The organism is Flavobacterium sp. CECT 9288 (genome assembly GCF_918731615.1).
Taxonomy (GTDB): domain Bacteria; phylum Bacteroidota; class Bacteroidia; order Flavobacteriales; family Flavobacteriaceae; genus Flavobacterium.
Map to the genome: position 1 here is coordinate 433,943 of NZ_OU957226.1, position 25,260 is coordinate 459,202.

At 34.6% G+C, this 25,260-nt stretch carries 31 protein-coding genes; 25 read left to right on the top strand and 6 right to left on the bottom strand.

What is annotated here, in order from left to right; translation table 11 throughout:
• The first annotated feature begins 4 nt into the window (after positions 1-4).
• Together LQ189_RS01885 and murC are read left to right on the top strand one after the other, a co-directional pair.
• Positions 5-655 (top strand): lipopolysaccharide assembly protein LapB, encoded by a 651-nt coding sequence (locus tag LQ189_RS01885; protein WP_230154040.1) that lies wholly within the window; start codon positions 5-7, stop codon positions 653-655.
• Positions 656-716: 61 nt separating this feature from the next.
• Positions 717-2,126 (top strand): UDP-N-acetylmuramate--L-alanine ligase, encoded by a 1,410-nt coding sequence (murC, locus tag LQ189_RS01890; RefSeq protein WP_255667776.1) that lies wholly within the window; start codon positions 717-719, stop codon positions 2,124-2,126.
• 32 nt (positions 2,127-2,158) lie between these two features.
• Here the strand turns inward: murC and LQ189_RS01895 are convergent, their stop codons facing one another.
• A complete protein-coding gene (locus tag LQ189_RS01895; RefSeq protein WP_230158612.1) occupies positions 2,159-2,725 on the bottom strand; it encodes a DUF1287 domain-containing protein in 567 nt (188 codons plus the stop codon).
• Between the two features lie 107 nt (positions 2,726-2,832).
• On the opposite strand from LQ189_RS01895, the gene radC reads away from it, so the two are divergent.
• Genes radC through LQ189_RS01910 form a run of 3 tightly spaced genes read left to right on the top strand, consistent with a single transcriptional unit; the run spans position 2,833 to position 4,990 of the window.
• A complete protein-coding gene (radC, locus tag LQ189_RS01900; RefSeq protein WP_230154041.1) occupies positions 2,833-3,525 on the top strand; it encodes a DNA repair protein RadC in 693 nt (230 codons plus the stop codon).
• 9 nt (positions 3,526-3,534) lie between these two features.
• On the top strand, positions 3,535-4,221 hold the full coding sequence (locus LQ189_RS01905; protein ID WP_230154042.1) for a YjjG family noncanonical pyrimidine nucleotidase: 687 nt from the start codon (positions 3,535-3,537) through the stop codon (positions 4,219-4,221).
• A gap of 1 nt (position 4,222) precedes the next feature.
• A complete protein-coding gene (locus tag LQ189_RS01910) occupies positions 4,223-4,990 on the top strand; it encodes a hypothetical protein (RefSeq protein WP_230154043.1) in 768 nt (255 codons plus the stop codon).
• Positions 4,991-5,041: 51 nt separating this feature from the next.
• Here LQ189_RS01910 and LQ189_RS01915 read toward each other — a convergent pair whose 3' ends face one another.
• A complete protein-coding gene (locus LQ189_RS01915; RefSeq protein WP_086452770.1) occupies positions 5,042-6,319 on the bottom strand; it encodes a replication-associated recombination protein A in 1,278 nt (425 codons plus the stop codon).
• A 247-nt stretch (positions 6,320-6,566) separates the two neighbouring features.
• Between LQ189_RS01915 and LQ189_RS01920 the strand changes: the two genes are divergently transcribed.
• On the top strand, positions 6,567-7,358 hold the full coding sequence (locus tag LQ189_RS01920; RefSeq protein WP_230154044.1) for a rhomboid family intramembrane serine protease: 792 nt from the start codon (positions 6,567-6,569) through the stop codon (positions 7,356-7,358).
• Positions 7,359-7,394: 36 nt separating this feature from the next.
• On the opposite strand, the gene rlmB is transcribed toward LQ189_RS01920, so the two are convergent.
• The 4 genes from rlmB to LQ189_RS01940 all read right to left on the bottom strand — a co-directional run bounded on the left by rlmB (position 7,395) and on the right by LQ189_RS01940 (position 14,511).
• On the bottom strand, positions 7,395-8,129 hold the full coding sequence (gene rlmB, locus LQ189_RS01925) for a 23S rRNA (guanosine(2251)-2'-O)-methyltransferase RlmB (RefSeq protein ID WP_086452768.1): 735 nt from the start codon (positions 8,127-8,129) through the stop codon (positions 7,395-7,397).
• Between the two features lie 76 nt (positions 8,130-8,205).
• On the bottom strand, positions 8,206-9,654 hold the full coding sequence (locus LQ189_RS01930) for a SusD/RagB family nutrient-binding outer membrane lipoprotein (protein ID WP_230154045.1): 1,449 nt from the start codon (positions 9,652-9,654) through the stop codon (positions 8,206-8,208).
• Between the two features lie 12 nt (positions 9,655-9,666).
• Positions 9,667-12,747, bottom strand: coding sequence for a SusC/RagA family TonB-linked outer membrane protein (locus LQ189_RS01935; protein WP_230154046.1), 3,081 nt, complete (start codon positions 12,745-12,747; stop codon positions 9,667-9,669).
• A gap of 84 nt (positions 12,748-12,831) precedes the next feature.
• Positions 12,832-14,511 (bottom strand): hypothetical protein, encoded by a 1,680-nt coding sequence (locus tag LQ189_RS01940; RefSeq protein ID WP_230154047.1) that lies wholly within the window; start codon positions 14,509-14,511, stop codon positions 12,832-12,834.
• A 170-nt stretch (positions 14,512-14,681) separates the two neighbouring features.
• Between LQ189_RS01940 and rpsL the strand changes: the two genes are divergently transcribed.
• The 19 genes from rpsL (at position 14,682) to rpsH (ending at position 25,260) form a co-directional block, all read left to right on the top strand.
• Positions 14,682-15,065: a 30S ribosomal protein S12 gene (gene rpsL / locus LQ189_RS01945; RefSeq protein WP_007136570.1), complete on the top strand. Its 384-nt coding sequence runs from the start codon at positions 14,682-14,684 to the stop codon at positions 15,063-15,065.
• A gap of 88 nt (positions 15,066-15,153) precedes the next feature.
• Entirely contained in the window at positions 15,154-15,630 is a 477-nt protein-coding gene (gene rpsG / locus LQ189_RS01950) for a 30S ribosomal protein S7 (protein WP_035668130.1), read from the top strand.
• 10 nt (positions 15,631-15,640) lie between these two features.
• Entirely contained in the window at positions 15,641-17,797 is a 2,157-nt protein-coding gene (gene fusA / locus LQ189_RS01955; protein ID WP_086452764.1) for an elongation factor G, read from the top strand.
• 11 nt (positions 17,798-17,808) lie between these two features.
• Positions 17,809-18,114, top strand: a complete 306-nt coding sequence (gene rpsJ, locus LQ189_RS01960) for a 30S ribosomal protein S10 (RefSeq protein WP_007803605.1) — start codon at positions 17,809-17,811, stop codon at positions 18,112-18,114.
• 336 nt (positions 18,115-18,450) lie between these two features.
• Positions 18,451-19,068: a 50S ribosomal protein L3 gene (gene rplC / locus LQ189_RS01965; protein WP_072945403.1), complete on the top strand. Its 618-nt coding sequence runs from the start codon at positions 18,451-18,453 to the stop codon at positions 19,066-19,068.
• The gene (gene rplD, locus LQ189_RS01970; RefSeq protein WP_144893904.1) at positions 19,068-19,697 is read left to right on the top strand and encodes a 50S ribosomal protein L4; all 630 of its coding nucleotides are present in this window, start codon (positions 19,068-19,070) and stop codon (positions 19,695-19,697) included. Before rplC ends, rplD begins: the two co-directional genes overlap by 1 nt.
• 6 nt (positions 19,698-19,703) lie before the next feature.
• Positions 19,704-19,994 carry a 50S ribosomal protein L23 gene (gene rplW / locus LQ189_RS01975; RefSeq protein ID WP_073370568.1) on the top strand — a complete coding sequence of 97 codons (291 nt, stop codon included), beginning with the start codon at positions 19,704-19,706 and terminating at the stop codon, positions 19,992-19,994.
• A gap of 6 nt (positions 19,995-20,000) precedes the next feature.
• On the top strand, positions 20,001-20,825 hold the full coding sequence (gene rplB / locus LQ189_RS01980) for a 50S ribosomal protein L2 (RefSeq protein ID WP_144893902.1): 825 nt from the start codon (positions 20,001-20,003) through the stop codon (positions 20,823-20,825).
• A gap of 6 nt (positions 20,826-20,831) precedes the next feature.
• Positions 20,832-21,110, top strand: a complete 279-nt coding sequence (gene rpsS / locus LQ189_RS01985) for a 30S ribosomal protein S19 (RefSeq protein ID WP_007136562.1) — start codon at positions 20,832-20,834, stop codon at positions 21,108-21,110.
• Between the two features lie 6 nt (positions 21,111-21,116).
• On the top strand, positions 21,117-21,530 hold the full coding sequence (gene rplV, locus LQ189_RS01990) for a 50S ribosomal protein L22 (RefSeq protein WP_035668120.1): 414 nt from the start codon (positions 21,117-21,119) through the stop codon (positions 21,528-21,530).
• Positions 21,531-21,535: 5 nt separating this feature from the next.
• On the top strand, positions 21,536-22,294 hold the full coding sequence (gene rpsC / locus LQ189_RS01995; RefSeq protein WP_035668118.1) for a 30S ribosomal protein S3: 759 nt from the start codon (positions 21,536-21,538) through the stop codon (positions 22,292-22,294).
• A gap of 18 nt (positions 22,295-22,312) precedes the next feature.
• Complete coding sequence (gene rplP, locus LQ189_RS02000) at positions 22,313-22,738, top strand: 50S ribosomal protein L16 (protein ID WP_007803637.1); 426 nt, start codon at positions 22,313-22,315, stop codon at positions 22,736-22,738.
• 13 nt (positions 22,739-22,751) lie between these two features.
• Positions 22,752-22,937, top strand: coding sequence for a 50S ribosomal protein L29 (gene rpmC / locus LQ189_RS02005; protein ID WP_086452760.1), 186 nt, complete (start codon positions 22,752-22,754; stop codon positions 22,935-22,937).
• A 17-nt stretch (positions 22,938-22,954) separates the two neighbouring features.
• Positions 22,955-23,215 carry a 30S ribosomal protein S17 gene (rpsQ, locus tag LQ189_RS02010; RefSeq protein WP_086452759.1) on the top strand — a complete coding sequence of 87 codons (261 nt, stop codon included), beginning with the start codon at positions 22,955-22,957 and terminating at the stop codon, positions 23,213-23,215.
• A 2-nt stretch (positions 23,216-23,217) separates the two neighbouring features.
• Positions 23,218-23,586 carry a 50S ribosomal protein L14 gene (rplN, locus tag LQ189_RS02015; protein WP_026717863.1) on the top strand — a complete coding sequence of 123 codons (369 nt, stop codon included), beginning with the start codon at positions 23,218-23,220 and terminating at the stop codon, positions 23,584-23,586.
• 11 nt (positions 23,587-23,597) lie between these two features.
• The gene (rplX, locus tag LQ189_RS02020) at positions 23,598-23,912 is read left to right on the top strand and encodes a 50S ribosomal protein L24 (RefSeq protein WP_086452758.1); all 315 of its coding nucleotides are present in this window, start codon (positions 23,598-23,600) and stop codon (positions 23,910-23,912) included.
• Positions 23,913-23,914: 2 nt separating this feature from the next.
• Positions 23,915-24,466, top strand: coding sequence for a 50S ribosomal protein L5 (gene rplE / locus LQ189_RS02025; RefSeq protein ID WP_086452757.1), 552 nt, complete (start codon positions 23,915-23,917; stop codon positions 24,464-24,466).
• A 3-nt stretch (positions 24,467-24,469) separates the two neighbouring features.
• Positions 24,470-24,739 carry a 30S ribosomal protein S14 gene (gene rpsN, locus LQ189_RS02030; RefSeq protein WP_026707007.1) on the top strand — a complete coding sequence of 90 codons (270 nt, stop codon included), beginning with the start codon at positions 24,470-24,472 and terminating at the stop codon, positions 24,737-24,739.
• Between the two features lie 122 nt (positions 24,740-24,861).
• Positions 24,862-25,260 (top strand): 30S ribosomal protein S8, encoded by a 399-nt coding sequence (rpsH, locus tag LQ189_RS02035; RefSeq protein WP_086452756.1) that lies wholly within the window; start codon positions 24,862-24,864, stop codon positions 25,258-25,260.

Below are 25,260 nucleotides of genomic sequence, written 5' to 3' on the forward strand. Positions count from 1 at the left end.
AAAAATGAAACAAATTCTTTATTCTTTTTTATTGCTACCAATGATGATGTGGTCTCAATCCAATTTTGAAAAAGCAGAGAAACTTTTCAAGGATGAAAAATACAGTCAGGCAGAAGTTCTTTTTGAAGGTATTTTGAAAACCAATCCTACTGATACTAAGGTTATAGAATACCTAGGCGATATTGCGGGTCAATCTAAATCATGGGATAAAGCGATAGTCTATTATAAAAAGCTCAAAGTGCTTAAGCCTACTGAGGCAGATTATCATTATAAATATGGTGGTGCGCTTGGTATGAAAGCCAAGACCGTGAATAAGTTTAAAGCGCTTGGAATGATTGATGAGGTTAAATCTTCATTTGAAAAAGCCATTGTATTAAACCCAAAGCATATTGACTCCCGATGGGCATTGATAGAATTGTATATTCAGTTGCCTGGAATTGTTGGCGGAAGCGAGTCTAAAGCGATTAAATATTCCAATGAATTAGCAAAATTATCACCTGTAGACGGCTACCTTTCAAGAGGGCATATTGATGAATATTTTGAACGATACGCTGCTGCAGAAAATCAATATAAAAAAGCCATTCAGGCGGGTAGTACAAAAGTAGGTTCCCAAAAATTAGACAATTTATACAAACATAAATTAAAGAAAACGTAATAATCTCACTCCGTTATTTGGCTGTGGCCAATGCGCAAATAAAATTCAGAAAAATATAAATATGGAAACTACACATCCAAATTCTAACCAATCAGTATTAAGTTCAAATACATCCAACCATCTCCATTTCATAGCAATAGGAGGTAGCGCCATGCATAACTTGGCACTTGCTTTGCACAACAAGGGATATAAAGTTACAGGTAGTGACGATGCAGTTTTTGAGCCTTCGAAATCACGGTTAGAAAAAAAAGGATTACTTCCGCAAGAGATGGGTTGGTTTCCCGAAAAAATAACACAAGATATTGAAGCAATTATTTTGGGTATGCATGCCAAAGCTGATAATCCTGAATTACTACAAGCACAAGCTTTAGGGTTAAAAATATATTCTTATCCAGAATTTTTATACGAGCAATCAAAAAACAAAACTCGCGTAGTGATAGGAGGTTCTCACGGAAAGACTACTATAACATCTATGATTTTGCACGTGATGCATTATCATAATATTGCTGTAGATTATATGGTAGGAGCGCAACTTGAGGGTTTTGATACGATGGTGCACTTGACAGAAGAAAATGATTTTATGGTACTTGAAGGGGATGAGTATTTGTCGTCACCTATAGACAGGCGTCCTAAATTTCATTTGTATCAGCCTAATATTGCTCTAATTTCAGGTATTGCTTGGGATCACATAAATGTTTTCCCGACTTATGAAAATTACGTGGAGCAGTTTGAAATTTTTATTGATAAAATTACGAACGGTGGAATATTAGTGTACAACGAAGACGATGCCGAAGTGAAGCGCGTTGCTGAGGCTGCAACAAATCCGATCCGTAAATTAGCCTATGCTACACCTCAATATATAGTTAGTGATGGAGTAACACTTTTAGAAACTCCAGAAGGGGACATGCCGATTGAAGTGTTTGGTGCGCACAATTTAAATAATTTGGCTGGTGCCAAATGGATTTGCCAAAACATGGGTGTTGATGAAGCTGATTTTTACGAAGCAATCGCTAGTTTTAAAGGAGCAAGTAAGCGTCTAGAGAAAATAGCCGAAGGAAAAGGAAAAGTAGCCTACAAAGATTTTGCACACTCACCAAGTAAAGTAGCAGCCACAACTAAAGCAGTAAAAGAACAATACCCAAATCGTAAATTAGTAGCCTGTTTAGAATTGCACACCTACAGTAGTTTGAATGCGGAGTTTTTAAAAGAATATGAAGGAGCGCTGGAATATGCTGATGTAGCAGTTGTGTTTTACTCGCCTGATGCTGTAAAAATCAAACAACTGGAAGAAGTAACTTATGATCAAATAGCCAAAGCTTTTAACAGAGAAGATTTGATTATTTATACCAATCCACAAGATTTTAAAAACTATTTGTTTAATCTTGATTTAGACAATTCAGCTTTGTTGTTGATGAGTTCTGGAAATTATGGCGGATTAAATTTTGATGAGGTTAAAAATCTAATGCAGTAATAAACTTTAAGGCGCCATTATTATGGCGCCTTTTATTTTTCATATTGATAATGCCCCACTATTTTATATTTAAATAAACAGTCTTCTAGTACTTGTCCAGCTCCCACGTTATGTACAAGTAGTGGGCGCATGCCGTCACTCGTTTTTTTATGAGTTACAATGCCTATGTGGGGTAGTTTTCCGTTAATTATCCAAGTAACAATATCACCTGTTTTATAATCTTGAGCTTCATCGGTTACCAGTAGTTTTTTACCTTTTCTTTCAAAGAAAACCTCTAAGTTTGGAACTCTTCTGTGATCTATATTTGTATCAGTCCCTTTCATGCCCCATTTTTTAAGGTTGGGATATTTCGAAAAATGATTTTTCATATCCTCATGTACTTCTTTTTGTAAATCAATATTCAACTTTCGGTAAGTTCTAATGACTACATCCGTACAAACTCCTTTGTTTTTAGATACATCTCCTTTAGGATAGGGTATGGATTTATACGTTGGATCATAAATGATTTTGGGGTTTATAATGGATAAAGCCGCATTTGAAAGTCGTGTTTCAAACGAAATATTTGGTCTGGCTTGCTGCGCCTTTGATTCATAAGGCATTAAAATGCTAATAATTAGTAAGAAATAAATTGCCTTCATCTTTTATCTTTAATTAAAATAACGCTATTTTTACTATTGTATTATGCTTAATTTTAAAAAGTTACGACTTGGAACAAACTAATTTTCCCATCACAAATTGGTCCGAAGATGATAGACCACGTGAAAAATTGATGCTCAAAGGTAAAAGTGCTCTTAGCGATGCGGAGTTAATAGCTATATTGATAGGATCAGGTAGTCGGAATGAGTCCGCTGTTGATTTAAGCAAACGAATTTTATCCAGTGTTGACAATAATTTAAATGCATTAGGAAAATTATCCTTAGCACAATTAACCACTTTTAAGGGGATGGGAGAAGCAAAGGCTATTGCAATTATTGCAGCTCTTGAATTGGGTCGACGACGTAGAGCAGAGGATACTGTGGAGTTAAAAAAAGTAACCTCAAGTAAAGTGATTTTTGAAATCATGCAACCCGTAATAGGAGAGCTGCCACATGAGGAGTTTTGGATTATTTTTTTGAATAATTCTAATAAAATTATTGCGAAATCTCAACTGAGTAAAGGAGGTATTACTGGAACACTAGTTGATGTGCGACTTGTTTTTAAAACAGCCTTAGAAAATGGTGCAACTGCCTTAATTTTATGTCATAACCATCCCTCAGGAACACTTGTACCCAGTGATGCAGACAAACACATCACCAAAAAATTAAAACAAGCAGGAGAAAGTTTAGAAATTAAAGTCCTAGATCATCTTATAGTGACTGAAAACAGTTATTTTAGCTTTGCCGATGAAGGCATAATTTAATCGCAAAATATGAAAACAAAATTAACGGATGTTTTTTTTGACCTAGACCATACATTATGGGATTTCGATAAAAATTCAGAACTTACTTTCAATACTATTTTTAAAAACAATCACCCCGAAGTTGATGCTAAGCTATTCATTGATAAATATGTACCTATAAATCAAGAATGTTGGAAATTATATCAGTTTGACAAAATTACGCATGAGGAATTGCGTTACAACAGATTGAAACATTCATTTGATGCTATTGACTACTCCATTTCGGATGCCCAAATAAATAAAATTTCCGATGAATACATCAGACTTTTACCGGATAACAATCACCTATTTGACGGGACTTTTGAAATTTTAGAGTATTTAAAGCCAAAATACAACTTGCATATCATTACTAATGGCTTTGCCGAAGTGCAATCTAGAAAAATGTACAATGCAAAAATTCAAAGTTATTTTCAAACCGTAACAAACTCTGAAATGGCTGGTGTAAAAAAACCTAATCCAGCAATTTTTAATTTTGCGCTAAAACAAGCTAATGCAGCTGTTGCATCTAGCATTATGATAGGAGATAGCTATGATGCCGATGTTTTAGGAGCGCTCAATGCAGGATTAGATGCAATTTATTTTAACGAAAGCAATGCAAGTGTTGACCAGAGCATCAAGCAGATCAACAATTTATTAGAACTTAAAAAATTTTTATAAGATGAAAAAATTAGCAGTAAGCATTTTACTTTTATTCGTAAGTATTTCTTTTGGCCAATCGGTAAACAATTATAAAGCGGTAATTGTTCCCTTAAAGTTTGAGTGGTTAAAAACTGAAAATAAATACCGAGTGAATACTTTAACAAAGTTCAATCTAGAAAAAGCTGGATTTACAGCTTTTTATAATAAAGAAAATCTACCTAATGAATATAGTAACAGGTGTGATTTGCTCTATGCAAATGTGGAAAAAGAGAATGGATTTTTAATTACTAAACTTTTTGTAACTCTTAAAGATTGTAATGAGAAGCTTGTTTTTAAATCGGAAGTTGGTAAAAGTAGAGAGAAAGATTTTAATGCGGCATATGCCGAAGCTATAAATGAAGCTTTTTTATCTGTAAATTCTTTAAAATACAAGTACAGTGGCGTTGCAGTACAACAAAATAATATCCAAGCTAATCCAGTAATAGCTCCGCAAAGCGAACAAAAAATCGTATCAAGTCCAGCTTCTTCTGCCTTGGTAACCAGTGCGCCACCAGCAACAGTAGATACAGCTGATCTTTTGTATGCTCAACCTACAGCTACAGGCTATCAATTGATTGATAAAACTCCAAAAGTGGTTATGAAATTGCTAAAAACTTCTCAGCAGAATTCATTTATTGCTGTCAAAGATGATTTGCAAGGATCTTTGATTCTTAAGGACAATCAATGGTTTTTTGAGTATTATAAAAATGATCAGCTAATTTCAGAAAAGGTTGCTGTCAAGTTTTAAATGGAATCTAAATTTTTTAATGCCTCTGTGACCATGTTGCAGAGGCATTTTTTAATAACCGTATTTATCTTGCCAACGGTTTTTTAAAAATTCACGAATGCTGTTTTCTCTTGAATTATTCCCAGGTACATAAATTGGAGTATTGCTCAAATCATCAGGTAAAAATTCTTGTTCTGCAAAATTATTAGCGTAATCATGAGAGTATTTGTACTCCTCGCCATAGCCTAGTTCTTTCATGAGTTTAGTTGGGGCATTTCGCAAATGAATCGGTACGGGTAAATCTCCAGTTTGTTTTACAAGCTGTTGCGCGGTGCCTATAGCTAAGTAAGAGGCATTGCTTTTAGGTGAAGTTGCTAGATATACTGCACATTGACTCAAAATAATTCTACTCTCAGGATAACCTATCGTTGCTACAGCTTGAAAAGTGTTGTTTGCCATGATAAAAGCTGTAGGATTGGCGTTGCCAATATCTTCACTACTCAAAATAAGCATTCTTCTTGCAATAAATTTTACATCTTCGCCGCCTTCAATCATACGTGCCAGCCAGTACACAGCTCCATTAGGATCACTACCACGAATAGATTTTATAAATGCCGACACTATATCATAATGTTGTTCGCCCGTTTTGTCATACAGCACCGTATTTTGCTGTACTACTTCAAACACACGTTCATTAGTAATGATTATTTTGTCATCAAGAGATGCATTTACCACAAGTTCAAAAACATTCAATAATTTTCTGCCATCACCGCCCGAAAGCCTTAATAGAGCTTCTGTTTCTTTGAGCTCAATATTTTTTTGAGACATCAGTACGTCTTTCTTCATGGCACGTTCCAGCAAGGTCTCTAAATCTATTTTTGTAAACGGATTTAACACATAGACTTGACATCTTGACAGTAAGGCGGGAATTACCTCAAAACTAGGATTTTCAGTTGTGGCGCCTATAAGGGTAACCCAGCCTTTCTCAACAGCAGCAAGTAGGGAATCCTGTTGCGATTTACTAAAGCGGTGAATCTCGTCAATAAATAAAATAGGATTTTTGGCAGTAAATAATCCGCCACTTTGTTTTGCCTTTTCAATAACTTCCCTGATGTCTTTAACCCCAGAATTAATAGCACTTAAAATATAAAACGGACGCTTAGATTCTTGCGCAATAATTTGGGACAAAGTAGTTTTTCCAGTGCCAGGAGGTCCCCAGAAAATCAAAGACGGAATTATTCCCTTGTTAATTTGCTGTGTTAATGAACCGTTTGGTCCCACAAGATGGGACTGACTTACATAATCTTCCAGTTTTTGAGGGCGTATTCGTTCTGCAAGTGGTGCTTCCATATTTTAAATTCAGTTGGCAATTACCTATTTATTATGAATACAAAATTACAGTTTTATTTGGAGCTTTTTCCAGCTGTACATTCTATCTTTTATATCTTGTAAAAAACAAGATATAAAAGGATGTCATTCCCATCTGGGCTAGGGTGTATCGTAAGTAGAGGAGGATGTTTCAGCATGACAAAATTTCATCCTATTTTATTTGGTTGCATTTTTGTACTTAAATGGTAAACACCTACAATAGTATTAAATGATTCCAGAAGCCTCTTTAGACAAACATTTTAAGTTTACAAATGCAGTTGTATTATTTCCATTTTTTGCAATAGTGTTATTGTGGTTCGTTTATTGGTTGCAAATAAAATTTGACTTTGATTTTTATCAAAACGGTATCTATCCCAGAACCTTTTCAGGACTTCAAGGTATTTTTTTAAGTCCATTCATCCATGGTGATTTAGAACATTTGTATAATAACAGTATACCACTATTTATTTTACTCGCAGCTTTGCAGTTTTTTTATGCTAGACAGTCTGTTCAAGTTGTTGTTTATGGAGTTTTATTATCAGGAATGATTACTTGGATTATCGGTAGAGAGAGTTTTCATATAGGCGCTAGCAGTCTAATTTATGTACTCTTTAGTTTTATTTTTTTCAAAGGAATTCAAACTAAAAACCATAGACTAGTAGCATTATCTCTCACAGTGATTATTATTTACGGTGGTTTAGTATGGTATGTTTTTCCAAGTCCAGAGCTAATAACTGAAAAGTCAATTTCGTGGGAAGGTCATTTAGGAGGTTTAATTTCGGGTTTGCTGTTGTCTTTTCTATATACTACCCCCGAGTTAAAGAGAACTATAAAATACGATTGGGAACATCCAGATTATGATCCTTCTCAAGATAAATTCATGCAACGATTTGACGAAAATGGAAACTTCGTGAATTTACCCGTTGAAATCCCCATTGAGGAATCTCCTATTTATGAATATTACACTTCAAGTATACCTGTCCAGTATGATTTAATTAAAAAAAATGAGTTAAAACCATAGTTTCAACTCATTTAAAATTTTAAAGCGTATATCTTCTTAAGAACGTTGTCTTACAGCTTCATATAAAAAAGCGCCACATGCTACAGATACATTTAAGGAGCCAATTGTCCCAAACATAGGTAGCTTAGCTTTTTCATCTACAATTTTCAATACAGATGGATTTACACCTCTGTCTTCTGATCCCATAATTATTGCAACAGGTTCGTTCAAAGAGATGTCATATATGTTTTGCTCCGTCTTTTCTGTAGCAGCAACTGTTTTAATTCCGTTAGCTTGCAATAAAAATATCGCATCCTTGATGTGTTCTACTTTACAAATAGGAATATTAAAAACTGCTCCCGCAGATGTTTTAACAGTATCTCCATTCACAGGCGCCGATCCAGCTTTTTGAACAATAATTCCATTTACTCCTGTACATTCAGCAGTTCTTATGATGGCTCCAAAATTTCTAGCATCTGAAATTTGGTCCAGAATTAAAAACAAAGGTTTTTTACCATTTTCAAGTACAGTATCAATTAAGGTCTCTAAATCAAAAAACGAAATAGGAGAGATGGTAGCCACAGCACCTTGATGGTTATTGGGGGTCAATCTGTTTAGTTTTTCAACTGGAACATAGGAGAAGTTAATATTACCGCGCTTCATTACTTTCATCAAGTCTTTCATAAGTTCGCTGCTCGCTTCTTTCTGAATATACACTTTGTCAACAGTTGCGCCAGATTGAATTGCTTCTATAATTGCTCTAATCCCGAATATTTGATGTTCTTTTTCCATGGCTCAAAGTTAGGTAAAAGGTTTGTAAAAAAAAAACCACCAGCTGCGCTGATGGTTTTTTATAGTTAAGATTTGATTACAAATCCCACCAAACTTTGTTGCTTAATGATACATATGGTAACGGAATACCAGGACCTGCTTGAAGTGATGCAGTGTTCACATTAATCTCAATTTGAGGATAAGATAACCTAACTGGAATAGCATTTGATGTTCTGTTATTAACTGAAGGAGTTAGTACTGGGAAACCAGTTCTTCTCCAATCAACAAATGATTCATATGCACCTTGGTACATAGTGATCCATTTCTGTTCCATAATTCTTTCCAATGTATTATTGTATGCTACAAGAGGATTACCTAGGTATGTAGTTGCTGATGCTGCTAGACCAAGGGATGTTAAATCTTGAGTAATTGCGTTGTTATAATTTAATAGAGCGTTAGTTGCGTCAGAAGCTCTGAAATAAATTTCTGCCTTGATAAAATTTACTTCAGCTGCACTTATTAAAATAACTGGTGAATCAGTCGATGCATATGCAGATCCAGTTCTTGAAAATAAACTTTCACCTGAGTCGTCAGTATCATCGCCTGGAATATTACCTAAAATTTGTCCAGCTAATGCACCATTTACTATCGGTTTGAAATATACCGATATTCTTGGATCAGACAATGATTTCATTTTATTAACAAGAGTATTTGCAACAGCATTGTCTTTTCTTCCAGATAGTACGTCAAACTGATAGATTGGGTTAGAGTTTGAAGCGCTTATTCCAAAAACTAATTTTGCATCATTAGCAGTATCATTAATTAATGTAGGGTTTGTTTGTAGAAAATTTAAAGCCGCTGTTGGTCTTCTTAAACTTAAATGGTTTAATAATCGTAACTTAAGAGAGTTACCAAAAGCAGCCCATTTTGTTGCTGATCCGCGATAAATTACATCCGCTGTACCCGGATTAGCTCCCGTGTTTGTAATTACATTTGCAATTCCAAGATCAACTCTTCTTAACAGATCATTGTAAATATCTTCTTGTTTATCATAAGCAGGAGTCAAAGTAGATGACAATTTTAAAGCATCTGAATAAGGAATATCTCCAAAAGCATCTGTTAAAACACTAAAAGAATACACCTGCAGTAATTGTGATATTCCTAGATATAATTTATCATTGGTTGCACTTGTGTTATTTTCGATAGTTTTTAAATCAATTAACACATTGTACATATTAGTCCATAGTCCATCTGTAGATGAAGGTGTAATATCATAACGAGCATATTCGTTTGGTTGACCTCTATGTCCGGCATAATACTGTACTATATTTGAAGGGATACGTGTAGCCTCTCCCCCAATAATGTATCCTAAATTGACTTCAGAAGAAGTAAGTAATGTAGAATTAGGAACTGCAGTAGGAGCATTAGGATCACTGTTTATATCTAGTTCGCTTGTACATGAAGAGAGTAATAATATACCTGTAAAAAATCCAACAAAAAGATTTTTAGTATTTATTATCTGATCAAAAAATTTTATTTTTTTCATCTTTTTATATTTTTAAAATTGAACTCTTAGATTAAAACCAATTGTTCTAGTTGTAGGAAAAGCGAATCTCGAAACACCTTGTGCATTTCCTGTACCGAATGAACTTGATTCTGGATCGATATGAGGAACTTTCGTCCATAAAGCTAAGTTGCGTCCGTATAAACTTACATCTAATGTTTTTATACTACTCTTAGTTAATTTGAATGTATAACCGATTGAAGCTTCACGTAATTTGATCCAGTTATTCTCGTAAACGTATTCTTCGTTAGGGTATGCGCTACCGTACCAAACAGCATCGCGTTTAAGAACAACATCATTTGGGTTTCCGGTTGTTTGGTTAACCCCAGGGAATGTGTAGTCATCTTCTCTACTTGCAGTTTTAGCACTAACTCCGTAAAAATCCAATAATTCTTCAGTTCCGCTGTAAATTGATCCACCTTGCCTAGTATCAAATTGAGCAGAAATATAAAGATTTTTATAAGTAAAGGTATTAGTTAATCCACCTGTCCAATCTGGTTCAACATATCCTAGATTTTTACCATCTTCAAAAACTGGGTAGCCATCATCATCCGTAAGTATTTTTCCGCTTTCATTTCTTGCGTATGCAGATCCAATGATACTTCCGTAACGTTCACCTTGTACCGCAAAAATGGCAGGATTTCCTGCAAATCCTCCTACGAATATTTTGTCAATTCCTGGAAAAGTTTGGTCAACGTTGGATTTTATCTTGCTAAAGTTTACGTTTATGTCCCATTTAAAATCTTTAGTTTGAATAGGTGTTGCTTTTAAAGCCAATTCAATACCTCTAGAATTGGTTTGACCACTGTTTATAATAGTTTGTTGAGCTCCCGTAGTTGGAGAAATATCTAAAGGAATAATTCCTCCTGTGTTTACATTTCTAAAATAAGATGCGTCGAAACCAAGTCTGTTTTTTAACATTTTTAATTCGATCCCAATCTCGTATTCTGTAGTAAATTCTGGTTTTAAATTAGCGTTGGCAATTGTGTTGTTTACCGTGTAACCTGGTAGGCCATTGAAAGGGAAAACTATTCCATCTGTAAATCCATCTGCAAATTGACCTAGTTGAAATGTTTGTTGTGTTAAGTAAACTCCCGCGTCACGAGCAGTTTTTGATGCTCCTACACGTAATTTACCATAATTAAAAACGTCTCCTTTTATGTTCAGTGCATCTGAAAATATGAACGATGCACTTGCTCCTGGATAAAAGAAGCTTCTATTTTGTTGTGGAAGTGTTGAACTCCACTCATTTCTTCCTACAACATCTAGAAATAAATAATTATTATAGCTTAATGTTAAATTTCCGAATGCTCCAATCAAGTTGCGCTTACTAGTAGAATTGAATGCAGGGTCAAAAGTTTGAATGTTATTAGTGTTTTGAATTCCAGGTAAAACCAGCTGAGATCCCGTAATAATAGTTTGTCTAAATGTTCGCGTGTTTATGTCTTGACCTATTAATAACGTCGCCTCAAATTTATCGGCAAATTTCTTGTTGAATGTTGATGACAATGTTGATGTAATTTCATTTCTTGATACGTCATCAAATGATAGGAAACCATTAGGAGCACTTCCGCTATTTTTATCTCTGAAAAGTTTTCTGTTGTCTATTAAGTTGTCATTACCCAATCTGTAGTTAACTTTCATCCAGCTTGCAACATTGTAAGCTAAATTTAAGCTCATTATATATCTCTTACTGTCACTTAATGCAGAGTTTTTATTAACTGTCCAATATGGGTTGTCAAATGACCCACCACGAGAGTTTATCTGGCGTCCGTCAGGTCTTTCATATCCATATCCAGAAAGGTTCCATGATACAGGTGTATGGAACAAGGCAAAAATTGGATTGTTTCCATCTTGACCAGTAAAAGGTAAATCTCCATTAGAAATGTTATATGAGAAGTTAACACCAGCGCTAAATTTATCGTTAAACTTATAATTTCCATTAAAACGAGCGTTGATTTTATTGAAACCTTGATTTGGTATAATAGAAGTTTGTCTTGAATTTCCCAATGATACAAACATGCTGTACTTATCTGAAGAATTAGATAATGATACATTATTATTGTTTGTGAAACCTGTATTTAAGAAATCTTTTCTTGGATCAAATGCTTTTAATTGAATTGATTGCGGTCCTAATCCTCTTGCTGCTCCAGCTCCCGCACTATTTACAGTTTGTCCTGTAATACGTGGTCCAAAAGAACGAGATCCTCCTTCGGCATAAGTTACGCCATTATTTCCTTGAGCAAATTCAGTTTGATAGTCTGGCAAAACTAAAGCCTCATCAACTGCAACTTGGCTAGTAAATTCAATTACTGGTCCTCCACTATTATTTTTACCACTTTTAGTAGTTATTAAAATTACACCGTTAGAACCTCTATTACCGTATAGCACTGCTCCAGCAGAACCTTTAAGTACTGTTACGGTTTCTATATCGTTTGGATTAACATCTGATGCTCTGTTTGGACTTGCAAAGCCAGTAACTGTATCTCCATTTCCATCATTTGAATTTGAAATTGGAACACCATCGATAACATACAATGGTTCATTAGAGTTAGTAAGTGATTTGTTTCCACCTCTAATAACTAGTCTACTTGCTTGACCTGGAGCACCTCCAGATGCAATTACTTGTAAACCAGCGACTTTTCCACCGAGTGCATTTACAAAATTCTGACTTCCACCTTTCGTGATGTCGTTACTTCCTACAGCAGAAGTAGCATAACCTAAAGCTCTTTCTTGTTTTTTGATTCCCAATGCCGTTACTACAACAGCTTCAAGTTCGTTTGCTTCGTCTTTAAGAATGACATTAACTTTAGTTGAAGTAGCTTTTACTTCTTGGGTTTTCATACCAATGTAGCTAAACACTAGTATTTGTGTTGGACTAACTTTGATAGTATAAGTTCCATCAAAATTACTTTGCGTTCCAGTTTTAGTTCCTTTCACTAATACACTCACGCCTGGTAAAGGCAATCCTGCATTATCAGAAACAGTTCCTGAAACAGATCTTTCTTGGGCAAATGTAATTTGCGCCACCAATACTAAAAGTAGTACTAGTAATCCATTAAACTTTAGTTTCATTTTTTAATATTTTGAATTAGTCTTACAAACATCTTAATATTATCTTAACATTCCTAATGAAAAATCGTTTTAAAATGTTAAAATTTAGAATGTGATGTTGTAGCTTAGATGCATGATTCCGTTTTCAGTTTTAATTCTCTGAGAATTTAAAGCACCACTTGCAACTGCAATACGTAGTAGTCCGTTTTTTGTTTGTGCGCCTAAACCTAAGCCAACGCCTATCAGTTGGTTGTTTCTTGTAACATTGAGTGTATTGGTTTTGAAATAAGCTAAATCTGCAATGGTGTGAACATAAAACTTACTAGTCAATGCATAACGGTATTCTGTTATAAATGTAGATGACAAAAAAGCTGAAAGGCTGTTTTCTCTAAAACCTCGTACGCTTTTAAATCCTCCAAAACGATACAGCTCATTTTCTACATATATCTTACTACTAAGATAATAGTTATGATTGTTAATGTGAAAGGAGTTTTTGGTGTTAATTTCTAAGTGAATAATGTTTTTAATCTCTATTTGAATTTGTTTGATCGGTTTTGATTCTGTTTCTATGAATCTTTTGCCAGCTCCCAGTAAAGCATAAAAGCTAAATCGAGGTGTAAAACTATTTTTTCTTATTAAGAGATCTTTATTTTCAAATCCTATTGTGATGAAATTGTTATTAAAGCCATTTAAGTTGGAATTGCTGTTTTGAATTACGCTGGACTGTGTGGAATGGTATCCTAACTTTATTTCAGAATTGTTTTTTAATCTATAATTTAAGCCTAAAGTTGTTTTTGTATTCTGAAAAGTGCTATCCTGCCTGAAAATTTTTAAGTCTGTTTGAATTCCTATCGGAGAATTAAAAAGATAGGGTAAAGCTAAACTCGCTTTGAATGTTTTTTGATCATTGCCGTCGCTCTTCCAAAATATTTGTATTTGTTCTCCTTTATTTAAAATATTTTCAAGTTGTATGTCTAAGTAGCCATTTAGTGTAAAACGACTTTCGTTATTGCTAAAGCCAATAAATCCATCAAATGTATTCGAATTTTTCTTTTCTAGATACACATATACCTTGGTTGTATCTTTGGTTACTAAAAATTCAGGGTATTTTATTTGATTGACAAAGTTGAGTTTATTAAAATCAGAATGGATTTGTTCAAGACTTTTTAAATTAAATAGTTTGTTTTTATATTTTCGGTTTATTTGACTTAGATGACCTCTTGGGAATTTATTTTTTTCTTCCTGTTTTATGACTATTGCATTGATGTTTCGGGTGGAGTTTTTTTGAATGTCTAATTCAGCAAGTAAAAGAGATTGCTGTCGAATTATGTTTTTGAGTTTTGCTTTTGCAAAAACATATCCGTTATCCTGTAATAAGTGTATCGTTTGAATTAGAAATGTCTCGATTTCAGGATAAGGAATTTCAATTGTATTTTTTTGTAGTCTTAATAACCCTATTGTTTCAAGATCTGGAATGGTTAAGATGATTTTTTTAATTCTTTGTTCTAAATTAATTTTTTTTTGAAAAGTAGAGTCGTTAATTTTAATTAGTTGAAATGTTTTTACTTCAATATAACCTATAAAAGAAGCTTTTTTGAGAAAGTTTTCTACTTCATCATTTATAGAACTTACATTTTTATGTTTGGTTTGGTAATTTAAGGAGTCTATTATTTTGGTTTCTTCTTTTGAATTCCCAATGATTTGTAATCGAAACTCTTGAGCGTAACATGAGCTTTCTAATATTAGAAATATAAATAAAAGAAGTTTTTTTTTTTTATTGCTCATTGTGCAAATTTAGTGATACAAATATGAGATCTTTGTAATGATTTTCAAAGTTCTAAATAATCTAATTGAAAATTAATAGTTTAACGTTTGTAGAGTAAAAAATATTTTCTACATTTGCAACCCCGTAAAAAGCGGGAATTTAATATAATAAGAAATTTTTAGTATTAATTATGCCAACAATTCAACAATTAGTAAGAACAGGAAGAACTCAGATAACTAAGAAGAGTAAATCGGTTGCTTTAGATTCTTGTCCTCAAAGAAGAGGGGTTTGTACGCGTGTTTACACTACAACACCAAAAAAACCAAACTCTGCAATGCGTAAAGTAGCGCGTGTACGTTTGACAAATGGTAATGAAGTGAATGCTTACATCCCAGGTGAAGGACACAATTTACAAGAGCACTCGATAGTATTAGTTAGGGGTGGAAGGGTAAAAGATTTACCAGGAGTTAGATATCACATCGTTCGTGGTGCACTTGATACGTCAGGAGTAGCAGGAAGAACGCAAAGAAGATCTAAGTACGGAGCTAAACGCCCAAAGGAAGCAAAAAAGTAATTTAAAAAGTTAATTGCTTGTAACTAATTTAGAATTTTTAATTCTATAACTAAGTTATGTGTTAATGACAACAAATTAAAAAAAAGACATGAGAAAAAGAGCGGCAAAGAAAAGACCACTTTTACCAGATCCAAGGTTTAATGACCAACTGGTAACACGTTTTGTAAACAACTTAATGTGGGATGGAAAAAAATCTACAGCGTTTAAAGTATTTTATGATGCAATTGACATTATTGAATCTAAAAAACAAGATGCTGAAAAACCATCATTAGAAATTTGGAAAGATGCATTAACAAACGTTATGCCTCACGTAGAAGTTCGTTCACGTAGAGTGGGTGGAGCTACATTTCAAATTCCAATGCAAATTCGTCCAGATAGAAAAATTTCTATGGCGATGAAATGGTTAATTCTTTATTCAAGAAGAAGAAACGAAAAATCAATGGCTCAAAGATTAGCATCAGAGTGTTTAGCTGCTGCTAAAGAGGAAGGTGCTGCTGTTAAGAAAAGAATGGATACTCACAAAATGGCTGAAGCTAACAAAGCTTTCTCTCACTTTAGATTTTAATCCTTAAGAAATGGCTAGAGAACTTAAATATACAAGAAACATAGGTATTGCTGCTCACATTGATGCTGGTAAAACAACAACAACGGAGCGTATATTATTCTATACAGGAAAATCACATAAAATTGGTGAAGTGCATGATGGTGCTGCAACAATGGACTGGATGGCACAAGAGCAAGAAAGAGGTATTACTATTACATCTGCAGCTACAACTTGTGAATGGAATTTTCCAACTACTCAAGGTAAGATTTTACCTGAGACCTTGCCTTATCACTTTAATATCATTGATACTCCAGGACACGTTGACTTTACAGTTGAAGTAAATCGTTCTTTGCGTGTACTTGATGGTTTAGTATTCTTGTTTAGTGCTGTTGATGGTGTTGAGCCTCAATCAGAAACGAACTGGAGATTAGCTGATCAATATAGAGTTCCTCGTATTGGTTTTGTTAATAAAATGGATAGACAAGGTTCTAACTTCTTGGCAGTATGTCAGCAAGTAAGAGATATGTTAAAATCAAACGCAGTTGCAATCACTTTGCCAATTGGTGAAGAAAATGATTTTAAAGGTGTTGTAGATTTAGTAAGAAACCAAGCTATTGTTTGGGATGATGCTGGAATGGGAGCAACTTATGAAGTTGTTGATATTCCTGCTGATATGGTTGATGAAGTAAAAGAGTATAGAGATATCCTTATTGAGGCAGTTGCTGATTATGATGAAAACTTGCTTGATAAGTATATGGAAGATCCAGATTCTATCACGGAAGAAGAAATCAACATCGCTTTAAGAGCAGCTGTAATGGATATGGCAATTATTCCTATGATTGCTGGTTCATCTTTCAAAAATAAAGGAGTTCAATTCATGTTAGATGCAGTATGTAAATACTTGCCATCTCCAATGGATAAAGAAGGTATTGAAGGGATTCATCCTGATGATGCTGAACTTTTAGAAGAAGATCAAACAAAAATCTTGCGTAAGCCAGATGTTAAAGAGCCTTTCGCTGCTTTGGCATTTAAAATTGCTACTGACCCATTCGTAGGTCGTTTAGCTTTCTTCCGTGCTTATTCAGGACGTTTAGATGCTGGTTCTTATGTTCTGAACACTCGTTCTGGAAACAAAGAAAGAATTTCTCGTATCTACCAAATGCACGCAAACAAACAAAACCCAATTGAGTATATCGAGGCTGGGGATATTGGAGCGGCAGTTGGATTTAAAGATATCAAAACTGGAGATACATTGTGTGATGAAAAACACCCAATTATTCTTGAGTCAATGAAATTCCCTGCGCCAGTAATTGGTATTGCTATCGAGCCTAAAACTAAGGCTGACGTAGATAAAATGGGTATGGCTTTGGCTAAATTAGCTGAAGAGGATCCAACCTTTACTGTTAGAACTGATGAAGCTTCTGGGCAAACGATTATTTCTGGTATGGGTGAGCTTCACTTAGATATCTTGGTAGATCGTATGAAGCGTGAATTTAAAGTTGAAGTAAACCAAGGTGAGCCTCAAGTTGAATACAAGGAAGCGTTTACAAAATCAGCGCAACACAGAGAAACTTACAAGAAACAATCTGGAGGTCGTGGTAAATTCGGTGATATCGTATTTTTATTGGAGCCAGCTGATGAAGTTGATGGTAAAGTTCCTGTAGGTTTGCAATTTATTAACGCTGTTAAAGGTGGTAATGTACCTAAAGAATATATTCCTTCAGTTGAAAAAGGTTTCCGTGAAGCAATGAAACAAGGTCCTTTAGCAGGATATCAAGTAGATAGTTTAAAGGTTACTTTATTAGACGGATCTTTCCACCCTGTGGATTCTGATGCGCTTTCTTTTGAGTTAGCAGCAAGAATGGGTTATAGAGAGGTAGCGAAAGCTGCTGGTGCTGTAATTTTAGAGCCAATCATGAAAATGGAGGTTATTACACCAGAAGAGAACATGGGAGATATCGTTGGTGATATTAACCGTCGTAGAGGTCAGGTGAGTGACATGGGAGATAGAAATGGTGCGAAAACTATTAAGGCAGATGTACCTTTATCAGAGATGTTTGGATATGTTACAACATTAAGGACGTTATCTTCTGGTAGAGCAACTTCTACAATGGAATTCTCTCACTATGCAGAGACGCCTTCTAATATTTCAGAAGCAGTAATTAAAAAAGCAAAAGGAAACGCTTAATCTTTAAGAAAATGAGTCAAAAAATCAGAATAAAATTAAAATCTTACGATCACATGTTAGTAGACAAGTCTGCTGAGAAGATTGTAAAAACAGTAAAAACTACTGGTGCTGTTGTAACTGGTCCTATTCCGTTGCCAACTCACAAAAAATTGTTTACAGTATTGCGTTCACCGCACGTAAACAAGAAAGCTAGAGAGCAGTTTGAAGTAATGTCTTACAAGAGATTGATTGATATTTACTCTTCTTCTTCAAAAACTATTGATGCTTTGATGAAACTAGAATTGCCTAGTGGAGTAGAAGTTGAAATTAAAGTATAAGTATATTTTTATTATAAAGCGGAACATTTTGTTCCGCTTTTTTTTTGGAATAAAGCCAAATGTTTTGATTTATAAGGTATGAGCATATTATATTGGATATTCTCATAGAATATTTTTTAGTATTTAATTCTTGAATATAGCATCAATCTAATTATGTGTTGTATGATGGATCTATTGATTATTTAATTTCGAAAAGTTTGTTTTTTGATAATGAGTTATTTAATTTTTGTAACTGTTTGGTATATTCGATTTTAATGTATACTTTTGCACTCCCTGTTTGAGAACAGCTGTTGTTTTTAAATTGAAGGGAGTTTTAGTAATTAATAATTAATATTTATGTCTGGGTTAATTGGTAGAAAAATCGGCATGACTAGTATTTTCGACGAAAACGGGAAGAATATTCCTTGTACGGTAATCGAAGCAGGTCCATGTGTTGTTACCCAAGTCAGAACCAAAGGTGTTGACGGGTACGAAGCGTTGCAACTAGGTTTCGATGACAAAAACGAGAAACATTCCACAAAAGCGGCTTTAGGTCACTTTAAAAAAGCTGGAACTGTAGCTAAGAAAAAAGTCGTTGAATTCCAAGATTTTGCAACTGAACAAAAATTAGGAGATCTTATTGATGTTTCTATTTTTGCTGAAGGTGAATTTGTAGATGTACAAGGTGTATCTAAAGGTAAAGGTTTCCAAGGGGTTGTAAAACGTCACGGTTTTGGTGGTGTTGGTCAAGCAACTCACGGTCAGCACAACCGTTTAAGAGCGCCAGGTTCTGTGGGAGCTTCTTCTTATCCATCTAGAGTATTCAAAGGAATGCGTATGGCTGGACGTATGGGAGGAGACAATGTAAAAGTTCAAAACCTTAGAGTTTTAAAAGTAGTGGCTGAAAAGAACCTACTTGTTATTAAAGGATGTGTTCCTGGTCATAACAACTCTTATGTAATCATTCAGAAGTAATGGAAGCAAAAGTATTAGATTTCAACGGAAAAGATACTGGAAGAAAAGTGCAACTTTCTGATTCAGTATTTGGTATAGAGCCAAACAATCACGCAGTATATCTTGATGTAAAGCAATATCTTGCTAATCAAAGACAAGGAACGCACAAAGCTAAAGAAAGAGCTGAAGTAGCGGGAAGTACTCGTAAGATAAAAAAGCAAAAAGGTACAGGTACAGCCCGTGCTGGTAGTGCTAAAAACCCTTTATTTAAAGGCGGGGGAACTGTTTTTGGTCCAAGACCAAGAAGTTATTCTTTCAAATTGAATAAAAACTTAAAGCGTTTAGCTAGAAAATCTGCTTTTTCTATCAAAGCTAAAGAGTCAAACATTATCGTTCTTGAAGACTTTAATTTTGAAACTCCAAACACTAAAAATTTCATCAACGTTTTGAAAGCTTTAGAGTTAGAGAATAAAAAATCCCTTTTTGTATTGGGTGATTCAAATAAAAATGTATATTTGTCGTCACGTAATTTGAAAAGCTCTAGCGTTGTAAGTAGCTTAGAATTAAGTACTTATGCTATATTAAACGCTAATAATTTAGTACTTTTAGAGAGTTCTTTGGAGATAATTGAAGAAAATTTAAGTAAATAATAGGGTATGAGCATCATTATTAAGCCTATAGTAACGGAAAAAGTAACCAAAGAAAGTGAAGTTTTAAATCGCTTCGGATTCGTTGTTGACAGAAAAGCAAACAAAGTTCAAATTAAGAAAGCTGTTGAGGCTGCTTATGGTGTAACTATTGTTAGTGTTAACACAATGAATGTGAGACCAGATAGAACTACTAAATACACTAAAAGTGGTTTAATCAGTGGAAAGACAAATGCAATTAAAAAAGCGATTGTTCAAGTACAAGAAGGAGAAACAATTGATTTTTACAACAATATCTAAGATAAAATGTCAGTAAGAAAATTAAAACCTATTACCCCAGGTCAGCGATTTAGAGTTGTGAATGGTTATGACGCCATTACAACTGATAAGCCGGAACGCTCTTTGATAGCGCCGATAAAAAACTCTGGTGGTAGAAATAGTCAGGGAAAGATGACCATGCGTTATACGGGTGGTGGTCACAAGCAGAGATATCGTATTATTGATTTTAAACGTACTAAAGAAGGAATTCCTGCTACGGTAAAATCAATCGAATATGATCCAAACAGAACTGCATTTATCGCTTTATTAGCTTATGCTGATGGTGAGAAAACTTATATTATCGCTCAAAACGGATTGAAAGTTGGTCAGAAACTTGTTTCAGGTCCAGAGTCTCAACCTGAGATTGGTAATACTTTACCTTTAAGTAGAGTTCCGCTAGGAACTGTAATTTCTTGTATTGAATTGAGACCTGGTCAAGGTGCAGTTATTGCACGTTCTGCTGGAACTTTTGCTCAATTAATGGCAAGAGATGGTAAATACGCTACAATTAAAATGCCTTCAGGTGAAACAAGATTGATTTTGTTAACTTGTTCTGCAACAATTGGAGCAGTATCTAACTCTGATCATCAATTAGTTGTTTCTGGTAAAGCTGGTAGAACTAGATGGTTAGGTAGAAGACCTAGAACAAGACCTGTAGCAATGAACCCTGTAGATCACCCAATGGGAGGTGGTGAAGGACGTTCTTCTGGTGGACATCCACGTTCAAGAAATGGAATACCAGCAAAAGGTTATAGAACACGTTCTAAGAAAAACCCGAGTAACAAGTATATCGTAGAACGTAGAAAGAAATAATAAGATATGGCACGTTCATTAAAAAAAGGACCTTTTGTTCATTATAAATTAGACAAAAAAGTTCAAGAAAATATTGCAGGTGGAAATAAAGGAGTGGTTAAGACTTGGTCTAGAGCTTCTATGATTACTCCAGATTTTGTTGGACAAACTATTGCAGTTCACAACGGTCGTCAATTTGTACCGGTTTATGTAACTGAAAACATGGTAGGTCACAAATTAGGAGAATTTTCACCAACTAGATCTTTTAGAGGTCATGCTGGAGCAAAAAATAAAGGTAAAAAATAAGAAGCAATGGGAGTTCGTAAAAGAGAAACAGCAGATGCAAGAAAAGAGGCAAATAAGTCTTTGGCCTTCGCAAAGTTAAATAACTGCCCTACTTCACCTAGAAAAATGCGCTTAGTAGCAGATCTAGTAAGAGGTCAGAAGGTAGAAAGAGCACTTAACATACTAAGATTTAGTTCTAAAGAAGCTTCAAGAAAATTAGAAAAATTGGTTTTATCTGTAATTGCTAACTGGCAAGCAAAAAACCCTGAAGCTAATATGGAAGAAGCTGGTTTATTTGTTAAGGAAATCCGTGTAGATGGTGGTATGATGTTGAAAAGACTTCGTCCAGCTCCACAAGGAAGAGCACATAGAATAAGAAAACGTTCTAATCACGTTACAATCGTGTTAGGGGCTATCAATAACACACAAAGCAATTCTTAAGCAGCATGGGACAAAAGACAAATCCAATTGGAAACAGACTTGGTATCATCAGAGGATGGGACTCAAACTGGTATGGTGGAAATGATTACGGTGATAAACTTGCCGAAGATCACAAAATCAGAAAGTACATCCATGCTCGTTTATCAAAAGCTAGTGTATCAAAAGTAATAATCGAGAGAACTTTAAAACTTGTAACCGTTACTATCACTACTGCTAGACCTGGTATTATTATCGGTAAAGGTGGACAAGAGGTAGACAAGTTAAAAGAAGAACTTAAGAAAATTACTGACAAAGAGGTTCAAATTAACATCTTTGAAATTAAAAGACCTGAACTTGACGCGTATCTAGTTGCTACAAGCATCTGTCGTCAAATCGAAAGCAGAATTTCTTACAGACGTGCAATCAAAATGGCTATTGCTGCTTCTATGCGTATGAACGCAGAAGGTATCAAAGTTTTGATTTCGGGTCGTTTGAATGGTGCTGAGATGGCTCGTTCAGAGGGTTTCAAAGAAGGTAGAATTCCTCTATCAACTTTCAGAGCTGATATTGATTATGCTTTGGCTGAAGCTCATACTACTTATGGTAGAATGGGTATCAAAGTATGGATCATGAAAGGTGAAGTTTATGGAAAGAGAGATCTTTCTCCACTAGCCGGAATGGACAAAAAACAATCTGGTGCTGGAGGTAAAGGTGGTGATTCTCCTAGAGGAGATAGAAAACCTTTTAACAAAGGTGGAAAACCAGACGCTCGTAAACGAAAGTAATTTTTAAAGTAAAGAAAAATGTTACAGCCTAAAAGAACAAAATACCGTAAGGTACAGAAAGGTAAAATGAAAGGGAACTCTCAAAGAGGGCATGAACTTTCTAATGGAATGTTTGGTATTAAATCTGTACATGAAGATGGAATGTTTTTAACTTCTCGTCAAATAGAAGCAGCTCGTATTGCTGCCACTCGTTTTATGAAAAGAGAGGGACAATTATGGATTAAAATATTTCCAGACAAACCAATCACAAAGAAACCTCTTGAGGTACGTATGGGTAAAGGTAAAGGTGCAGTTGAATACTGGGCAGCCGTTGTTAAACCCGGAAGAATTATGTTTGAAGTTGGAGGAGTACCTTTGTCAGTTGCTAAAGAGGCGTTACGTCTAGCAGCACAAAAGCTTCCAGTAAAAACTAAATTTGTTGTTGCAAGAGATTTCGAAGCATAATTTATACTATATTATGAAACAATCAGAAATAAAAAATCTTTCTGCAGCAGAGTTGCAAGAGAAACTTAGCCAGACTAAGAAAACATATGCTGATCTTAAAATGGCTCACGCTATTTCACCAATTGAGAATCCACTTCAAATTAGAGGTGTGAGAAGAACTGTTGCAAGATTAGCTACTGAACTTACTAAAAGACAATAACTGTAGTCTGCTGAAAGATGGAAGAAAAAAGAAATTTAAGAAAAGAGAGAATTGGTGTTGTAACTTCAGACAAAATGGATAAATCTATTGTTGTTGCTGAAGTTCGTAAAGTAAAACACCCATTATACGGTAAGTTCGTGTTGAAAACTAAAAAGTATCACGCACACGACGAAATGAACGACTGTAACGTTGGAGATACTGTAAGGATTAGCGAGACTCGTCCTTTAAGTAAAACAAAATGTTGGAGGTTAGTTGAAATCTTAGAAAGAGCTAAATAATTATGGTACAACAAGAATCAAGACTAAAAGTAGCAGATAACACTGGAGCAAAGGAAGTTTTAACTATCCGTGTTTTAGGAGGTACCAAAAGAAGGTATGCCTCTGTTGGTGACAAGATTGTAGTTTCTATCAAAGATACTGCTCCAAACGGAAGCGTTAAAAAAGGAGCTGTTTCAACTGCAGTTGTTGTACGTACCAAAAAAGAAGTAAGAAGAGCCGATGGTTCATACATTAGATTTGATGATAACGCTTGCGTATTATTGAATGCTGCTGGTGAAATGAGAGGAACTCGTGTTTTTGGTCCGGTAGCAAGAGAACTTCGTGAAAAACAATTCATGAAAATTGTATCATTAGCACCAGAAGTGCTTTAATTCGTTTTAAGATGATAAAGCTAAAAATAAAATCAGGTGACATCGTTAGAGTAATTGCTGGAGACCATAAAGGTGCTGAAGGTAAAGTATTAAGCGTTGATCGTGAAAAGAACAAAGCAATTGTTGAAGGTGTTAATATGGTTTCTAAGCATACGAAACCAAGTGCAAAAAGCCCTCAAGGTGGTATTGTAAAGAAAGAAGCTCCAATACAAATATCTAACATCTCTTTAATTGATCCTAAAACTAAGGAAACAACAAGAGTAGGGGTTAGAGTAGAAGGAGATAAGAAAGTAAGATTTTCAAAAAAATCTAATCAAGTACTATAGTAATGGCGTATATACCTAGACTAAAAGAAGAATATAAGAGCAGAGTAATTGCTGCTCTTAAAGAGGAATTCGGATACGTAAACGTAATGCAAGTTCCTAAATTGGACAAAATCGTTTTAAGTAAAGGAGTTGGTGCAGCTGTATCTGATAAAAAACTTATTGACTATGCAGTTGATGAGTTAACTAAGATCACTGGACAGAAAGCAGTTTCAACTATCTCTAAGAAAGACGTTGCGTCTTTTAAATTGAGAAAAGGAATGCCAATTGGTGCTAAAGTTACTTTGCGTGGAGAAAGAATGTATGAGTTTCTTGATAGACTTATTACTTCTGCGTTACCTCGCGTAAGAGATTTCAGCGGAATTAAAGCTACAGGTTTTGATGGTAGAGGAAATTATAACCTTGGTGTTTTAGAACAAATTATTTTTCCAGAAATTGATATTGACAAAGTTAATAAAATCTCTGGTATGGATATTACCTTCGTAACTACCGCAAAGACTGACAAAGAAGCTAAGTCGTTATTAACAGAATTAGGTTTACCTTTTAAAAAGAACTAAGACATGGCTAAAGAATCAATGAAAGCCCGTGAGGTTAAGAGAGAAAAAACGGTTGCAAAGTATGCAGAGAAAAGAAAAGCTTTGTTAGAAGCTGGAGATTTCGTAGGTTTGCAAAAGTTACCAAAAAATGCTTCACCTGTTCGTTTACACAATCGTTGTAAATTAACTGGAAGACCAAGAGGTTATATGCGTCAATTTGGTATTTCACGTGTTACATTTCGTGAAATGGCAAATAACGGATTAATTCCTGGTGTAAAAAAAGCATCTTGGTAATAGCATAGTTTTGCTTTCAGATACAGACTTAACATTTGTTTAGTCTGTATCTTTAATATTTATAAATTGGTTTAAGGTTCAATAAATTGTTTGTTGAAAACCAAGACCGCAAATTAATACACATGTATACAGATCCTATTGCTGATTATTTGACAAGAGTTCGTAACGCTGTGGCTGCAAACCACAAAGTTGTTGAAATTCCTGCATCTAATCTAAAAAAAGAAATAACTAAGATCTTATTTGATCAAGGTTATATTTTGAGTTACAAATTTGAAGACAACGCTGTTCAGGGGTCTATCAAAATCGCTTTGAAGTATGATAAAGATACTAAAGAGTCTGTAATCAAAGATATTCAGAGAATTAGTAAACCAGGTTTACGTAAATATTCAAGTTCTGCTAATATACCAAGAATCTTAAATGGTTTAGGTATTGCTATTGTTTCTACTTCAAAAGGTTTGATGACTGGTAAACAAGCAAAGCAATTGAATGTAGGTGGTGAAGTAATTTGTTACGTATACTAA

Bases quoted from the DNA above. Each gene is read 5' to 3' on its own strand.
- rplP (WP_007803637.1), top strand. From the start codon at position 22,313: ATGTTACAGCCTAAAAGAACAAAATACCGTAAGGTACAGAAAGGTAAA.
- rpmC (WP_086452760.1), top strand. From the start codon at position 22,752: ATGAAACAATCAGAAATAAAAAATCTTTCTGCAGCAGAGTTGCAAGAG.
- LQ189_RS01915 (WP_086452770.1), bottom strand. From the start codon at position 6,319: ATGGAAGCACCACTTGCAGAACGAATACGCCCTCAAAAACTGGAAGAT.
- rpsQ (WP_086452759.1), top strand. From the start codon at position 22,955: ATGGAAGAAAAAAGAAATTTAAGAAAAGAGAGAATTGGTGTTGTAACT.
- rpsN (WP_026707007.1), top strand. From the start codon at position 24,470: ATGGCTAAAGAATCAATGAAAGCCCGTGAGGTTAAGAGAGAAAAAACG.
- LQ189_RS01895 (WP_230158612.1), bottom strand. From the start codon at position 2,725: ATGCCTTATGAATCAAAGGCGCAGCAAGCCAGACCAAATATTTCGTTT.
- rplV (WP_035668120.1), top strand. From the start codon at position 21,117: ATGGGAGTTCGTAAAAGAGAAACAGCAGATGCAAGAAAAGAGGCAAAT.
- rplD (WP_144893904.1), top strand. From the start codon at position 19,068: ATGGAAGCAAAAGTATTAGATTTCAACGGAAAAGATACTGGAAGAAAA.
- rplX (WP_086452758.1), top strand. From the start codon at position 23,598: ATGATAAAGCTAAAAATAAAATCAGGTGACATCGTTAGAGTAATTGCT.
- rpsL (WP_007136570.1), top strand. From the start codon at position 14,682: ATGCCAACAATTCAACAATTAGTAAGAACAGGAAGAACTCAGATAACT.
- rpsS (WP_007136562.1), top strand. From the start codon at position 20,832: ATGGCACGTTCATTAAAAAAAGGACCTTTTGTTCATTATAAATTAGAC.
- rplB (WP_144893902.1), top strand. From the start codon at position 20,001: ATGTCAGTAAGAAAATTAAAACCTATTACCCCAGGTCAGCGATTTAGA.
- LQ189_RS01905 (WP_230154042.1), top strand. From the start codon at position 3,535: ATGAAAACAAAATTAACGGATGTTTTTTTTGACCTAGACCATACATTA.
- rplW (WP_073370568.1), top strand. From the start codon at position 19,704: ATGAGCATCATTATTAAGCCTATAGTAACGGAAAAAGTAACCAAAGAA.
- rpsG (WP_035668130.1), top strand. From the start codon at position 15,154: ATGAGAAAAAGAGCGGCAAAGAAAAGACCACTTTTACCAGATCCAAGG.
- fusA (WP_086452764.1), top strand. From the start codon at position 15,641: ATGGCTAGAGAACTTAAATATACAAGAAACATAGGTATTGCTGCTCAC.
- rplC (WP_072945403.1), top strand. From the start codon at position 18,451: ATGTCTGGGTTAATTGGTAGAAAAATCGGCATGACTAGTATTTTCGAC.
- LQ189_RS01885 (WP_230154040.1), top strand. From the start codon at position 5: ATGAAACAAATTCTTTATTCTTTTTTATTGCTACCAATGATGATGTGG.
- murC (WP_255667776.1), top strand. From the start codon at position 717: ATGGAAACTACACATCCAAATTCTAACCAATCAGTATTAAGTTCAAAT.
- rlmB (WP_086452768.1), bottom strand. From the start codon at position 8,129: ATGGAAAAAGAACATCAAATATTCGGGATTAGAGCAATTATAGAAGCA.
- rplN (WP_026717863.1), top strand. From the start codon at position 23,218: ATGGTACAACAAGAATCAAGACTAAAAGTAGCAGATAACACTGGAGCA.
- LQ189_RS01910 (WP_230154043.1), top strand. From the start codon at position 4,223: ATGAAAAAATTAGCAGTAAGCATTTTACTTTTATTCGTAAGTATTTCT.
- LQ189_RS01935 (WP_230154046.1), bottom strand. From the start codon at position 12,747: ATGAAACTAAAGTTTAATGGATTACTAGTACTACTTTTAGTATTGGTG.
- rpsJ (WP_007803605.1), top strand. From the start codon at position 17,809: ATGAGTCAAAAAATCAGAATAAAATTAAAATCTTACGATCACATGTTA.
- rpsH (WP_086452756.1), top strand. From the start codon at position 24,862: ATGTATACAGATCCTATTGCTGATTATTTGACAAGAGTTCGTAACGCT.
- rplE (WP_086452757.1), top strand. From the start codon at position 23,915: ATGGCGTATATACCTAGACTAAAAGAAGAATATAAGAGCAGAGTAATT.
- rpsC (WP_035668118.1), top strand. From the start codon at position 21,536: ATGGGACAAAAGACAAATCCAATTGGAAACAGACTTGGTATCATCAGA.
- LQ189_RS01940 (WP_230154047.1), bottom strand. From the start codon at position 14,511: ATGAGCAATAAAAAAAAAAAACTTCTTTTATTTATATTTCTAATATTA.
- LQ189_RS01930 (WP_230154045.1), bottom strand. From the start codon at position 9,654: ATGAAAAAAATAAAATTTTTTGATCAGATAATAAATACTAAAAATCTT.
- LQ189_RS01920 (WP_230154044.1), top strand. From the start codon at position 6,567: ATGATTCCAGAAGCCTCTTTAGACAAACATTTTAAGTTTACAAATGCA.